The sequence below is a fragment of the Chryseobacterium sp. CBo1 genome (genome assembly GCF_001693475.1).
Taxonomy (GTDB): Bacteria; Bacteroidota; Bacteroidia; order Flavobacteriales; family Weeksellaceae; genus Chryseobacterium; species Chryseobacterium formosense.
This window is the reverse complement of record NZ_MAUH01000001.1, coordinates 151937-166126: the sequence shown is the minus strand read 5'-3', so window position 1 is coordinate 166126 and position 14190 is coordinate 151937. Positions and strand designations below refer to the sequence as shown.

Below are 14190 nucleotides of genomic sequence, written 5' to 3'. Positions count from 1 at the left end.
TTTAAAACAAAACAGTCATCCTTAGAAAATACAACTTACCATTGCTCCATAAGAGCAAAATGTGTGTAGAAAATAAGATCGTATTATTGCGGTGCGCTCCGTAGGAGCGCTATGAAAAAACATTTCAAAAATTACAAAGTCAAAAACGCATACGCAAAAGACAGTACAGAAATCACAATTCCCGCCATAAAAATCTGATACGTCACCGAAAGAAGCTTATATTTTCTGTCTAAAACCTTACCCAAAAAGTACAAATCTTTCGTCAGAGAATCGTAAATATAATCACGATCCTTAATCAGGTCTTTCATCGAATTATTAAAATCATCAAAAAGCATTTGCTGAAAATTTCCGAAAAACAGAAGATTTACCTTTCGGTCTGCAATATCCTGTTTTGTAAAATTGGTTTTCGTCACATTCGGTTTTGTCGAAAGAATCGCAAAAATAATTGTTAAAACACTTGAAATCAAAAGAAAAAATGTCGGAATAATCAAATGCGTATTTTTCGGAGCATCCAGCTTTGGAACCAAAACCGAAAGACAAACCGAAATAATAATCGCATTTACCGAAAGTAAAATATTCGCTTTACTGTCTGCAATATCACTCAATCTTGTGTGATTATTCAACGTGACTCTGAACAGAGTATCAACACTTCTATCCGATTTCTGATCCTTTTTATCTGGATCTTTCTTTGGCTTTTCTTCTTTATCCAATTTTTTTTCCAACTTTTTTACATTCTTCATTTTCAAAGGCTCCCAATATTCTTTAGCGTAATCAGTGAAATATTTGTGTTTATTTTTCAGAAAATCCACATTCATTTCGTTCCACTCGTCATTTGAAAAGCACATTCCGCCCGTCAGTTCCCATTCTTTACGCAAGGCTTCCGCCGAATCATTGTAAAATGGACTTGCAAAGTGACTGAAATCAGCGTCCTTCATGATTTCCTCCAGTAAACCTTGAGGTTGGTGATATTTTTCGGTAGAAAGAATCAGCTTTGAAACCTCATCAATATATTCGTCTGAAAAGTTATCTTTCTTCAAAAATTCTCTCATGATAACCGCACTGCGCTTCTCATGACCTTCTGCATTGCAGTCGGTAAAGCCAACATCATGAAACCATAATGCCAATAACACTTTTTCTTTGTCTGTTTCAGAGATACTGGTATGCTTTATGATTTCATCTGCTTTCTGAACAGCGTATGTGGTATGAATAAAATTATGATAAAAGTAAACAGAAGATAGTTTATCTTTGAATAAGTTTTCAACATAATTTTTAGCTTTGTCTAAGATGCTCATCACAGAATTTTTCTTAATGTAAATGTATGAATTTATCCTTTAAATCTTATTTAAAAAAAATAGCTCCGGCAGGAAAAACACTTCTCCTTTCGGGACTTCTTTTATCTTGTGCTACCTACAACGTAAAAAAAGGTAAAAACTTACATGAGCTGCAGCAATCTGAAATAAAAGCGGATAACGATTTTCAGATCTTTCTGGTTGGAGATGCCGGAAATGCGGAAGAAATTCAGGCTCAGCACACTTTGAATTTTCTTAAAAATAAGATTGATTCTGCCAACAGCAATTCGATGCTGATCTTTTTGGGTGACAACATCTACCCTCTCGGAATGCCAAAAGAAAGCGACAGTGGCTATCCTCTAGCCAAAGAAAAAATGGAAAACCAGCTTTCAATTACCAAAAATTTTAAAGGCAAAACATTGGTTATTCCAGGAAATCATGATTGGTATCACGGCTTGGATGGCCTAAAAGCTCAGGAAGAATTTGTAAAATCTTATCTGAACGATAAAAAATCTTTTTTGCCTAAAAATTCCTGCCCGATTGATGATATTAATTTAACAAAAGACATTAAGCTCATCGTTATTGATTCTGAATGGGCTTTAATTAACTGGGATAAGCAACCCGGAATCAACAAAGGCTGCGATATCAAAACCAGAGACGACCTTTACACCGAATTCAAAGATTTAATTACTAAAAACCAGGACAAAAGAATTATTGTTGCGCTTCATCATCCCGTAATCAGCTCGGGTGTTCATGCCGGTTTTAATACTGCAAAATCACATCTTTCAGCTTTTAACGGTAAAGTTCCAGTTCCCGGAGTCGCTACTGTTCTTACAACTTTAAGAAGTTCTTCCGGAGCAAGCATGGAAGACATCAGCAACAGACATTATTCAGATTTTGCCAACAGAATCAAGAGTATTGTTCAGGATAAAGAAAATGTAATTTTCGTTTCCGGGCACGATCATAATTTGCAATATCATGCAGACCGAAATATCAGACAAATCATTAGCGGAGCCGGCTCAAAAACCGACCCTTCCACGATTGTCGAGAAAACCGATTTCTCTTACGGCGGCAGCGGATTTGCTGTTTTAAATTTAAGAAAAGACCTCAGTTCAGACGTTGAATATTTTTCAACCAAAGATAATAAGCTAGAAAAACTGACACAGATTTCTGTTATTTCTAAACCAAAAATATTTGAAAATAATTTTCCAAGCTCACTTCCGGCAACATATACTTCTACCGTTTACGCCGAGAAGATGACTCAAAAAGGGAAAATCTACCGCTGGCTTTGGGGAGAAAATTACAGAAAATATTACTCACTTCCGATAAATGCACAAACTAAAGATCTTTCTGACATGAATCCCGGTTATTCACCGGTACGAGAAGGTGGCGGAAATCAGTCGAACAGTTTACGTTTAAGAACCAATGACGGACAGGAATTTGTAATGCGCGGAATCAAGAAAAGTGCAGTCCGTTTCCTCAATGCACAGGCTTTTAAGAAAAATGATTTCGGAAACGAATTGAATAATACTTTCCCTGAACGATTTCTCCTCGATTTTTATACAACCAATCATCCTTTTACAGGTTTTGCAGTCAATAATATGATTGATAAGTTAGGAATTTTCCACAGCAATCCCGAATTATATTATATTCCAAAACAAAAATCTTTAGGGAAATACAACGAAAATTACGGTGACGAATTATACATGATCGAAGAACGTTTTTCTTCTGATCCCAAAACCTTGCAATCGCTTGACAATGCTACAGATATTGTTTCAACTTCAGATGTTCTGAAAAATATGCGAAAAGACAGCAAATATTCTGTGGATCAGGATTTGTACATCAGAGCCAGGATTTTTGATATGCTGATCGGAGATTGGGATCGCCACGAAGACCAATGGAAATGGGCTGAATATAAAGTCGGTAACAAAGTTATTTACAAACCGATTCCGAGAGACAGAGATCAGGCTTTCAGCAATTATGACGGTGCTGCTTTTTTCTTTATCATGAATATTCCGATGATTCGTCACATGAAATCTTTTAAAGATGAAATTAAAAATGTACGTTGGGTAAACATGGAGCCTTATCCTTTAGATTTAATTTTCCTGAAAGGCTCTACGAAACAAAATTGGAGCAATCAGGCAAAATTTATTCAAAAAAATCTTACGGATACCGATATCGACAATGCCTTTAAAAATCTTCCGAAAGAAGTTCAGGACGAAACAATTGCCGATATTCAGAGAAAATTAAAGCTGAGAAAAGAGAAAATCGATGCAAATGCAGTTGAATATTATCACATTCTTCAGGAAAAAGTTCCATTGGTGGGTACTTTAGACAAAGATAAATTTGTTATCGTTAAAAATGAAAACTCCGTTGATGTAAAGCAATACAAAATCAATAAGGATAAAACTGAAGAGCTGGTCTTTGAGAAAAATTATGACGGCAAAAAAACAAAAGAACTTTGGATCTATGGTTTGGATGATGATGATATTTACGAAGTTTCGGGTGATGGAAAATCAAAGACCAACATTCGATTAATTGGTGGTTATAATCACGATGTTTATCAAGTTTCCAATGGAAGAAACGTTAAAATTTATGATTTTAAATCTCAGAAAAATACGTACGAAACCAAAGGAGCTTCAAAAAGAATTTCTGATGATTATAATGTGAATACCTATAACTGGAAACATCCGAAATATAATTTCTTTGCAGGGTATCCGAATGCGAATTTCAACCCTGATGACGGAGTAATTTTAGGGATTGTAGCAAACTATACCGTCAACAATTTCATTCGTGACCGCTTTACACAGAAACACAGCTTAAGCGCCAATTTATACACTGCAACTGGTGGGTTTAATCTTGGCTATAAAGGAGTTTTCAAAAAAGCAATTTTCGGTTGGGATGCAGGGATTGATGCTCTTTACACGACTCCACATTTTGCTCGGACATTTTTTGGTTTAGGAAACGAAAGCTTAAACGATGCGGATGAAGACAACAGAGACTACAATCGTGTGAGAATTTCACAGATTAAATTTGCACCTTCCATTTCAAAAACAAGCTGGCTTAATCTGAAACATCAGTTTCAGTTAACTTTTGAAAATGCTAAAGTTCAGAGAAATGATGATCGTTTTATAGCCATTTCTCCCGATGTAAGACCTGAAGTTTTCAATAATCAACAGTTTGGAGGAGCAAATTACACGTTTAGCTTTAAAAATTTAGATAATAATGCTTTTCCTACGTTAGGCTTGGAATTAATTTTAAATGCAGGCTGGAAAACCAATTTACAGGATTTCGACAGAAATTTCGCAACATTCCAGGGAACGATGAATCTTTTTAAAAGAATTGATAAGCAGGGAAGATTTGTTTTTGCCAACTCAACGAATGCAATGATCATCAACAATAATAATTTTGAATTCTACCAAGCTGCAGCCATTGGCGGAAACAACGGAATGCGCGCTTATAGAAATGAAAGGTTTGCCGGAAAATCGTATTTGGTAAACAATGCAGAAGTCCGTTGGGATTTTGGTAGGGTGAAAAACAATATTGTTCCGACCAATATGGGAATTTTAGTAGGTTACGATTTGGGAAGAGTATGGATAGACAAAGAACAGTCTGACAAATGGCATCAAGGTGTTGGTGCGGGATTTTGGTTAAATCTTTTGGAATCTTTCTCTGCAAGACTAGATTATTTCATCGGTTCGGATGGCGGAAGAATTTCCGGCGGTGTGGGAATGAATTTTTAGAGAAGTATAAAGAAAAGAATATCACAAAATAAAAAAAGAAAACCCAAATGGTTTTCTTTTTTTATTTCTAATAAGATAATACTACTTGTCCGTCAGAATTATATTGATATGTCCATTCATTATATCCGTTTCCTGGCAAAATCTGAGGATCATTTGGTAAATATTGAGTTGTATAAGATATCTTCCTGTAATTATTTTCTGACAAACTTTTCACGAAAAAATTTTCATTTAATAATGAAAGCTTTTTATACGGATTTTTAGCTGTATCAAAATTCAAATAATCCGTTTTAGTCAACTTAGTCTCAACATTTCCTGAGAGCTCTAGTTTTTCACTTTTAATCAGGTTTTTATTAGAATCAAAGAAATAGGTATCATAAGTATCCCAAGAGTACCATTTTGTATGAACCGATATTTTATTTGCTTCGTATGAATAGTTTTTAACTTGATAAATCTCGTTATAATTATTATAAATTTCAGATTTAATCAATTTATTATTTTGCAATGTATGAACAATTTTCTTTACTCCATCATGCATTTCTGAATGTTCGACAACAACCTGATTAGGCAAGTAAGAGACATTTGTATATATATCGTTGGAAAAAAAATAAATATTAGAACCTCCCGAATTTACTTTATTTAATCTTCCGGTCATTCTTTTCAAAAGCCCATTTTCATAGAGAAATTTATAATTCCAATCTTGGTTTACATTTGTTATAACAGGAAGTTCGGCATAATAAACCCAAATCTTATCCGGTTGTAATTCCGAAGAATTATTTTGGAAAGTTGCTTCTTGTAAAATATCATCAGTTCCACTACATGAAATAACAGCGAAAGCAAGTAGAATATATAATAGTTTTTTCATAATTATTTTTAACAACTGCGAAAATAATCTATTATCAACTACAATCCAAAACGATAAACATTCCCACCTTCATTTTTATCCTTTTCATCGGCGATCAGCAGAGTTTTGTCATCCAAAAAAACAACTGCCTCTTTTTGTGAATTATGATCCAGAGAGATTTTCTGAATTTTAGCTGAATTAAAATCATTTGTTGTGAATCCTGAAAGAACATGAATATTCTTGTGCGTTAGAAGTACAATCTGATCTTTAGAATTAATTGCAGCTGAAGTAATGGCAGCATCATTAAAGCCACCTTGCAGTTTTAATTTACCTATTAATTTTGCTTCGAAATCACCTTCTTTATTTGGAATCTGGAAAACCAAAAAAGTTCCGTCAAATCCTTTGCTTCTGTTTTTTGTAAATAGATAAAAACTTCCGTCTCTTTCTACAAAAGCTTCACAATCGTACAGCAAGTTTGATTTTTTCGGTGGAAATTCGTTTTGTCCTTCGTAATGAAACTTCGTTGTCTGAACGACCTTTGTTGACGTTTGAGAACCGTTTTTCAAATCTAATTTTATAATGGAAAGATTCTGTCTGTCATTTTCATTATTTCCGAAATCTCCGATGTAGATATCTCCGTTTTTATCTTTTGTAATGTCTTCCCAGTCGTTGTTTTCTGTATTTTCTACCAAAACATCTGCAATAAGGTTTCCTTTTAAATCTAAACCATAGACTACATTTTTATTTCCTGCATCTTCAATTGCCCAAATAGTTTTTTGGTCTTGGGAAAGTGCAATTCCCGAAACTTCTTTTAGCTTTTTGGGAAGAGAAAACTCTGTCTTCAAGGCATCACTTTTTATTGCAGAATCCTGTGCTTTAGGATTGCAGCTTAGTAAAAACAGGGCGAAAATATAGTTGAATTTCATAACTTCCTTTTTATTTAATATTCAAATTTAAACATTAAGTTATTTCAGTGGATAAGATTTTTTAAGTTTCAGATAAATCTGATGTAAGATGACTGATAATGAATATATTTTGATTTTTCTTAAACTTCTCAATCCTTACATAAATCTTAATGGCTTAAATATTTTTTAATTTCAATTAAATTTTTACTTCTTCAATTTTTTAAACTGAAAAAAAGAAAATCTTACGCTTTTCTCCAGGTTATTGATGGTTTGCTGATGGTAGAGTAAGAATCCTGCTGATAAACCCATTAAACTTCCGATTACAGTATCGATCAGTCTTGCCTGCATTAATTCGGTAACATCATGATGAATATGACTTCCTGTTTCTACCAGTAAAATTGTTAAGGGTGTAAGAAAAACAACTGCAAACCCATAATTTCTCACGATCATCAGTTCAACAACATATTGTAAAATCATAATAATAAAAATCATCACAATTTTTTCTGGATCAAAATAAAGAATAACAGAAGCCAAACCGAGACCTACGAAAGTTCCGATAATTCGATGGAGATTTCTTTGCCGTACATGCTCAAAATTTCTCCCTTGAATGATAGCAATTGTTGAAATGGAAATCCAATAGGTATTTTTAAATTCTAACAGATGTCCGATGATCAAAGTTAAGATCATAAAAACAGCGATTATCCCACTTTCTACGAACTTTGTATATCGTCTTTTCCTGAATGTTCTTCTGGGAAGATTGATGACCGCAGATTTCTCGACAAAAACAGAATAAACAAATGCAAATGAACAGGAAAGAATGGCGCCCATCGCAAAAAGACCGATCCTTGTAGGAATCAATTCGATATTAAACTGAAAATTACTCGCCATTGCCGCAACCATAATGAAAAAGAAATTTCCGGGAGGTGGAATTTTGTAATAATTTGTTATAAAATGTGAGAGAAAAGCCACAATTCCTAAGGCAAAGGCGGCAGAATAGATATTAAATCCCAAACATAAACTCACCGCAAATGAGAAAATCATTCCAAAGGAACAAACCGCAAGATGAATCATTCTTTGACTGATCGGAGCCTGCGTGAAATAAAGAATCGTTAATGCTCCCAAACTTGAGAAGCTTCCAAAGTCAGGTTTTTCTATAAGCCAACCCAAAAGCAATGGCGTCCCGATGCACAAAGCCGCCAGTAAAGGAAAATGCCATTTCCTTTCTGTCTTTTTGATTTCAATGATGTACTGAAATCTGTTTTGCACAGGATGATTTACTTTCATTAATTTTTATCTTGAAGCTTTGCTTTTTCCCAAAACACATCCATTTCCTCTAAAGTCATATCGGCTAATTTTAAATCTGCTTCAGCTGCAAGCTGTTCCATTTTCTGGAATCTTGAAATGAACTTTAAATTCGTTCTTTCTAATGCTGAATCAGGATTTAACCCTGAAATTCGGGCATAATTGATTAGTGAGAAAAACACATCGCCTAACTCCTGTTCTTTTTTGTCTAAATCGGTCTCCGCATGAAACTCCTGAATTTCTTCGTCTACTTTTTTCCACGCATCTTCAGCGTCGTGAAATTCAAAACCAATTCCTTTTACCTTGTCCTGAATTCGGTATGCTTTTACCAAACTCGGTAAACCTTTAGGAACACCTCCCAAAATAGATTTGTTGCCTTCTTTTAGTTTCAATTTTTCCCAGTTCTGCTTTACTTCTTCATCATCTTTCACTTCAACATCTCCATAAATATGAGGATGACGGAAAATCAGTTTTTCATTCAAAGAATTAATGACATCAGCAATATCAAAACTGCCTTTTTCGGAACCAATTTTAGCATAGAAAACCAAATGAAGCAAAACATCTCCCAATTCTTTTTTAATTTCCGTTAAATCTTCCTGTAAAAGCGCATCTGAAAGCTCGTAGGTTTCTTCTAACGTTAAATGACGTAACGTTTGAAGAGTCTGCTTCTGATCCCATGGACATTTTTCACGAAGATCATCCATAATATCTAAAAGTCTTCCGAAAGCTTCGAGTTTTTCCTGTTTGGTATTCATTTAATTGAGGTTGAGATTAGGGTTTAGGTTAAGAAGTACAAATTTACGGCAAATCTTCTGTATTGTTATTTTGTCTTGAAACAAAAAACCTCATCATTTCTGACAAGGTTTTTATATAATATTCAGGATATATTATCCCATTTTTCTGTGTGTGCTTTTTGTAGCAGCTTTTGCTCCTGTACTTGCTTTTACTTTTGGAGCTGCAGGTTTTTCAGCTTTTGGAGCTTTTTTTGGAGATTCTTTTTCAATGCTTACCTCTTCTGTAGCTTCTCCGTCAACAGTTTCAGGTTCTGCTTTTACAAAACTTTCAGGAGTGATGTAGCCTGCTTTGTGAAGAATGTTATACCATTGAGCTAATTTTTTGATGTCAGAATTATATACTCTTTCAGTATCATAATTTGGAAGAGATGCACCCATAAATTCTTTCAACTCATCTTCTGAAGATTTGTGAGAAAGCGCTTCTTTATAATCGTGGTTTTTAGCAATGTTTTCGAATACTTCAAACAAAGGAACTTCTTTATCAAAAGTAAACATGGCGATATTATCCAAAAGACTTACCTGGCTTGAATTCCCGATGCTCACCTTCTTTTTAGTAGTTACGTCCTCGATAATGAATCCGTTTTTCAATTGCGAAACCAACTTGTAAAGACCCGGCTTACCAGAAATCGAAATTATTTTTTCTAACAGCATAATTTTATTTTTTTAATTTTAGTAAAAGCTATAACGCCCTTTATAATAATATATTTCTTAGTTTAAATTATTTTGGAAATCTCATTTTATAACCTATTGAAACATCTCCCTGAGTGATTTTTGTGAGTTTTCCTTTCACCAGCTTTTTCTTCAGCGCACTCAAATGATCGGTAAAAAGTGTTCCTTCAATATGATCATACTCATGCTGAATTACGCGGGCTCTAATATCGGAAAAAGTTTCTGTATGCTTTAAAAAATTTTCGTCGTAATATTCAATAAGAATTGTACTCTTCCTTTTCACATCTTCTCTTACATCAGGAATTGAGAGACATCCTTCATTAAATTTCCATTCTTCACCAGATTCTTCAAGAATTTTTGCATTGATAAAAACTTTTTTAAAGTCCTTCAGTTCTTCAGCAATATCCTCATAATCCTCATCCTCCGCCAAAGGCGTCACATCTACGATAAACAATCTGATATCCAGACCAATCTGTGGTGCAGCCAAACCAATACCGTTTGCGCTGTACATGGTTTCAAACATATTATCGATCAGTTCCTGCAGATCCGGATAATTTTTGTCTATATCTTTTCCCGTTTTTCTTAAAACAGGATCTCCAAAAGCTCTAATTGGTAAAATCATCTTGTTCTTTGTTCTAAAAAATTCTGCAATATGATGGTTGCACTTACTTTATCTATTAATCCTTTCTGTTGTCTTTGTTTTTTACTTTTTCCGCTTTGGGAAATAAAAAACGAAGCCATTTTTGAGGTAAATCTCTCATCAAAACGATGAACTTCAACCTGCGGAAATTCTTTTTTAAAGTTTTCTATAAAACCTAAAATATCGGTTTCCACTTCCGAAATATTACCTTTTAAATCCGTAGGAAGACCTACAACAACTGCATCTACCTTATTTAAACTGAAATATTTTTTCAAAAAATCAATCAGAAAGCGGGTTTCCACAGTATCAAGACCGCTTGCAATAATCTGCATATCATCGGTTGCAGCGATACCACAACGCGCCTTTCCATAGTCTATTGCAATGATCTGTCCCATAAGTCTGCAAATTTAAGAAATTTTAGCCATTATATTCCTAACACAGTTTTTTTTATAAATCATAGTTTTTTACATTAATTTTTTTATAATTTTATATTACCTAAACCAAAGACTATGAAGCAATTGATTCTCGTAAGACATGCAAAAAGTGACTGGCCAGAAGAAACCAGCGACTTTGAAAGACCATTAGCAGATACCGGCTTACAGGATGCTTTAAAAATGTCTAAATTTCTTAAAAACCATAATATTGCGATTGATTATCTTGTTTCGAGCCCCGCTGTAAGGGCTTTGAATACCTGTAAAATTTTCAATCAGACCTATCATCTGAAATTTGGGACAGACGAAAAACTGTACAATCCTTCTGAAAATAATTTTCAGTCGGTTATTTATGATTTAAATGACGAACTGAATTCTGTTGCATTCTTTTCTCACAACAACGGAATCTCCAACTTTGCCAATTCAATTTCTGAGGATATTTTCCATTTCCCTACTTGCGGTGTTGCCGGTTTTCAGATTGAATGTGATTCTTGGTCGCAGTTTGACGGAGCCGACAAAAAGCTGCTTTTCTTTTACGAACCTGCGAAAATAAAAGTTTGACGTTAAGATTCCACTCCTCTGGAGGGGTGGCGAAAATTCGTAAGAATTTTTGACGGGGTGGTTAAATATTTTTAAATTTTAAGTTTGGCTAAAGCCAATTCGCATCACAAAGAAAAGACGGGCTAAAACCCGTCCCTATTGATAAATATTATTTGTTGAAATTTATTTTCTTCTCAAATCCAAATCATCAAAATCGAAGCTGAAATCGGTAATATCTGAAATCGCTTTCATTTTTGCAGATTCTGCTTTTCCGTTTTCATCATAGCTAAAAATCAGATACGCATCGGCATCGTAACTTCTATCATCCCATTTAATAATAAACGTATTATTTGAAAAAGGAAGCAGCTCACCTTTCAGTCTTGGAGAGTTTTTGCAAGAAATTCTGTACGTATTTCCTTGTTGAATCACTTCAACATCTCCGAACCACTGATCATTGTATTTTCCGACAAACTGTTCTGGTTTTGGCTGCAGGCTTTTTTCTTTTTTAAATGCTTCAGATTTCGCAAAAGCTTCTTTTTTCTGCTTGTTGTAATCCGCTTCAACTTTCTGCATTCTGTCACCATAAGTTTTTAGCCAGTTTCTGTCGGCAACTCCTAAATAAGAATCTTTTACTGTATTTGTTATTGTACTGAAAGCTGCTCCGGACTGTTGATTCGTTAAAACTACAATCCCTAATTTCATATCAGGAATTAAGGTAAACTGAGTTACCGTTCCAATCAATCCACCAGTGTGCTGAATCTGCTTATGACCTTTCACATCACTTAAAAACCAACCCAAACCGTACCCGTAAAAACTTGTGTCATAAGGATTTTTCATTGCCACACCGTCCGGAATCTGTAAACTCCAAAGCTGCTGAATATTTTTATCCGAAACCAATTTCTTTCCGTCTTTTGTTGTAAAATTATTCAGAAGACATTCTGCCCAAGTCGTCATGTCTTTAATGTTACTCATAATTCCGCCTGCTGCATTTCCTGTTTCGTTCCAGTCGTGGGGAACGGCAATTGCTTTTCCGTCAACTGGCGCGTGTGCATCGATTTTATTCGAAATAGCTCTTGTCCTGTTGTAACTTCCGAAACTTGAGATCATTCCGACCGGTTTCATAATTCTTTGCTCAATAAAATCTGCCCAGCTTAATCCTGAAATTCTGGTAATCACTTCTCCTGCAACAATAAACATGATGTTGTTATAATCCAAAGTCGTTCTGAACGGATTTTCAGGTTTTAAATATCTTACATTATGAACAATATCTTTTACCGTTAAATTTCCACCTTCAGGAAAAAACATCAAATCTCCTTGTCCGAGTCCTAATCCCGCTCTGTGGGTTACCAAATCTTTGATGGTCACATTTTGAGAAACATAAGGATCATACATTTGAAATTCAGGGATATATTTTGAAACTTTATCATCCCAGTTTAATTTACCTTCATCCGCCAAAATCGCTAAAGCAGTACAGGTAAATCCTTTTGAGTTGGAAGCAATACCTACCAAAGTGGTGTCATCCATAGGTTGTTTCGTTGTCAAAGAACGCACCCCAAAACCTTTAGAATAAATTATTTTTCCGTCTTTAATAACACCAACCGAGATTCCGGGAACGTCGAAAGTTTTTAAGGTATTTTGAATTAATTCATCCAGTTTTTTTTCTTCAACCTGCGCATTCGCAATCCCTATTGTTAAAAGAAAAAGGAAAAAAGAAAGTTTCTTTTTCATATGTAAATATTTATTTTAAAAATTTTTTCAAATTTAATCAATTCAGTATTATTAAGTAAATTTGCGACTTGTTTAAACCGCAAAAGAAACAAAAGATTTTAGTGTACTATAAGATTTTCAAAAGTTCACAAAAAACAGCATCAATGATTTTGTAAACTTTTGAAATAGCATTCAATTATTTCCTTGGTTTCTTTTGTGGTAAAAAAATTAAAAATGACTAAAATACTCCTTCTCTCCGATTCTCATTCTTATATGGATGACAGAATTTTAGATTATGCAAAACAAGCCGATGAAATTTGGCATTGCGGAGATTTTGGAAGTTTTGAAATCATTGAGCAACTTGAAAAAATCAAACCTTTAAAAGGAGTTTGGGGAAATATTGACAATGCAAAAATCCGTTCAGAATTTCCTGAAGTGAATCGTTTTTTTTGTGAAAAGGTAGAAGTTTTAATGATTCATATCGGTGGTTATCCGGGAAAATATACGCCTTTAGCCAAGAAAGAAATTTCTGAAAAAGCTCCGAAATTATTTATTTCAGGGCATTCTCATATTTTGAAAGCGATGTATGATGATAAAAACAAATTGCTTCATCTCAATCCCGGAGCTTGCGGAAAACAGGGATGGCATAAAATGAGAACGATGATGCAGTTTGTGATTGATGGTGAGGAAATAAAAGATTTGGCAGTCATTGAATTAGGGACAAAAGTTTAATTTTGAAACACAAATGCCACCAATATTTTTTCGCAAATAACACTAAAAAATTTGTGAAAAACTTGTGCTGAAAATTTGTGTAGATTAGTGTTTAAGATGTATGAAAATCGGCGATAAAGTTTCGGTAGTTGATGAAGATTTGAGTGGAGTTATCACTTCAGTCAATGTAAATATTGTCGTTTTCAAAGATGAATACGGATTCACTTATCAATATCCGAAAGAAAAACTGGTTCCGAAAAACGCTGAAATTTATGAAAATATTAAAATCGTAAAAAAAGCAGAACCGAAAAAAGTGATTTCTAAAAAGCATGACAAAAATCCGCTTGTTTTAGATTTACATTTCGAAAATCTGGTGAAAAACCCACATGATTACGATAGCTTTGAAAGATTATTCATTCAGAAGGAAAAACTCATTCAGACTATTAATTTTTGTAGAAAAAATCATTTGAAAAAACTTGAAATTGTTCACGGAATCGGTGACGGAACTCTGCAGCGAATGGTTTTTGATGTTCTCGAAAGCCAGACAGGTTTGGATTTTTACAATAAGGAAATACTTCATCATCAATCGGGTGCGGTAATGGTAGAATTTCACTAAAT

Annotated in this window: 13 protein-coding genes; 4 read left to right on the top strand and 9 right to left on the bottom strand. The window is 34.2% G+C overall.

Translation table 11 applies throughout. The features are described from left to right. Window positions 1-131: 131 nt before the first annotated feature. A complete protein-coding gene (locus BA768_RS00875) occupies window positions 132-1292 on the bottom strand; it encodes a Pycsar system effector family protein (protein ID WP_065719336.1) in 1161 nt (386 codons plus the stop codon). Window positions 1293-1318: 26 nt separating this feature from the next. Between BA768_RS00875 and BA768_RS00870 the strand changes: the two genes are divergently transcribed. Then, entirely contained in the window at window positions 1319-5032 is a 3714-nt protein-coding gene (locus tag BA768_RS00870; protein WP_065719335.1) for a metallophosphoesterase, read from the top strand. Between the two features lie 67 nt (window positions 5033-5099). Here the strand turns inward: BA768_RS00870 and BA768_RS00865 are convergent, their stop codons facing one another. From BA768_RS00865 to ruvX, 7 genes are all read right to left on the bottom strand, one after another. Further along, a complete protein-coding gene (locus BA768_RS00865; RefSeq protein WP_065719334.1) occupies window positions 5100-5894 on the bottom strand; it encodes a hypothetical protein in 795 nt (264 codons plus the stop codon). 38 nt (window positions 5895-5932) lie between these two features. After that, a complete protein-coding gene (locus tag BA768_RS00860; RefSeq protein ID WP_065719333.1) occupies window positions 5933-6799 on the bottom strand; it encodes a hypothetical protein in 867 nt (288 codons plus the stop codon). Window positions 6800-6982: 183 nt separating this feature from the next. Beyond that, window positions 6983-8062 carry an FUSC family protein gene (locus tag BA768_RS00855; RefSeq protein ID WP_065719332.1) on the bottom strand — a complete coding sequence of 360 codons (1080 nt, stop codon included), beginning with the start codon at window positions 8060-8062 and terminating at the stop codon, window positions 6983-6985. Further along, window positions 8062-8835, bottom strand: a complete 774-nt coding sequence (mazG, locus tag BA768_RS00850) for a nucleoside triphosphate pyrophosphohydrolase (RefSeq protein ID WP_065719331.1) — start codon at window positions 8833-8835, stop codon at window positions 8062-8064. Before mazG ends, BA768_RS00855 begins: the two co-directional genes overlap by 1 nt. A 132-nt stretch (window positions 8836-8967) precedes the next feature. After that, window positions 8968-9525: a DUF5606 domain-containing protein gene (locus tag BA768_RS00845; protein ID WP_065719330.1), complete on the bottom strand. Its 558-nt coding sequence runs from the start codon at window positions 9523-9525 to the stop codon at window positions 8968-8970. Between the two features lie 67 nt (window positions 9526-9592). Further along, window positions 9593-10165 (bottom strand): peptide deformylase, encoded by a 573-nt coding sequence (def, locus tag BA768_RS00840; protein WP_065719329.1) that lies wholly within the window; start codon window positions 10163-10165, stop codon window positions 9593-9595. After that, window positions 10162-10578 carry a Holliday junction resolvase RuvX gene (gene ruvX, locus BA768_RS00835; RefSeq protein ID WP_065719328.1) on the bottom strand — a complete coding sequence of 139 codons (417 nt, stop codon included), beginning with the start codon at window positions 10576-10578 and terminating at the stop codon, window positions 10162-10164. Before ruvX ends, def begins: the two co-directional genes overlap by 4 nt. Before the next feature lie 114 nt (window positions 10579-10692). Between ruvX and BA768_RS00830 the strand changes: the two genes are divergently transcribed. Beyond that, window positions 10693-11175, top strand: coding sequence for a SixA phosphatase family protein (locus BA768_RS00830; protein ID WP_065719327.1), 483 nt, complete (start codon window positions 10693-10695; stop codon window positions 11173-11175). A 162-nt stretch (window positions 11176-11337) separates the two neighbouring features. Here the strand turns inward: BA768_RS00830 and BA768_RS00825 are convergent, their stop codons facing one another. Further along, entirely contained in the window at window positions 11338-12882 is a 1545-nt protein-coding gene (locus BA768_RS00825; protein ID WP_065719326.1) for a serine hydrolase, read from the bottom strand. A gap of 213 nt (window positions 12883-13095) precedes the next feature. Between BA768_RS00825 and BA768_RS00820 the strand changes: the two genes are divergently transcribed. Beyond that, on the top strand, window positions 13096-13593 hold the full coding sequence (locus BA768_RS00820) for a metallophosphoesterase family protein (protein WP_034678317.1): 498 nt from the start codon (window positions 13096-13098) through the stop codon (window positions 13591-13593). A gap of 100 nt (window positions 13594-13693) precedes the next feature. Next, on the top strand, window positions 13694-14188 hold the full coding sequence (locus BA768_RS00815) for a Smr/MutS family protein (protein WP_034678202.1): 495 nt from the start codon (window positions 13694-13696) through the stop codon (window positions 14186-14188). Window positions 14189-14190: the final 2 nt, after the last annotated feature.

Bases quoted from the DNA above. Each gene is read 5' to 3' on its own strand.
- BA768_RS00875 (WP_065719336.1), bottom strand. From the start codon at position 1,292: ATGAGCATCTTAGACAAAGCTAAAAATTATGTTGAAAACTTATTCAAA.
- BA768_RS00870 (WP_065719335.1), top strand. From the start codon at position 1,319: ATGAATTTATCCTTTAAATCTTATTTAAAAAAAATAGCTCCGGCAGGA.
- BA768_RS00865 (WP_065719334.1), bottom strand. From the start codon at position 5,894: ATGAAAAAACTATTATATATTCTACTTGCTTTCGCTGTTATTTCATGT.
- BA768_RS00860 (WP_065719333.1), bottom strand. From the start codon at position 6,799: ATGAAATTCAACTATATTTTCGCCCTGTTTTTACTAAGCTGCAATCCT.
- BA768_RS00855 (WP_065719332.1), bottom strand. From the start codon at position 8,062: ATGAAAGTAAATCATCCTGTGCAAAACAGATTTCAGTACATCATTGAA.
- mazG (WP_065719331.1), bottom strand. From the start codon at position 8,835: ATGAATACCAAACAGGAAAAACTCGAAGCTTTCGGAAGACTTTTAGAT.
- BA768_RS00845 (WP_065719330.1), bottom strand. From the start codon at position 9,525: ATGCTGTTAGAAAAAATAATTTCGATTTCTGGTAAGCCGGGTCTTTAC.
- def (WP_065719329.1), bottom strand. From the start codon at position 10,165: ATGATTTTACCAATTAGAGCTTTTGGAGATCCTGTTTTAAGAAAAACG.
- ruvX (WP_065719328.1), bottom strand. From the start codon at position 10,578: ATGGGACAGATCATTGCAATAGACTATGGAAAGGCGCGTTGTGGTATC.
- BA768_RS00830 (WP_065719327.1), top strand. From the start codon at position 10,693: ATGAAGCAATTGATTCTCGTAAGACATGCAAAAAGTGACTGGCCAGAA.
- BA768_RS00825 (WP_065719326.1), bottom strand. From the start codon at position 12,882: ATGAAAAAGAAACTTTCTTTTTTCCTTTTTCTTTTAACAATAGGGATT.
- BA768_RS00820 (WP_034678317.1), top strand. From the start codon at position 13,096: ATGACTAAAATACTCCTTCTCTCCGATTCTCATTCTTATATGGATGAC.
- BA768_RS00815 (WP_034678202.1), top strand. From the start codon at position 13,694: ATGAAAATCGGCGATAAAGTTTCGGTAGTTGATGAAGATTTGAGTGGA.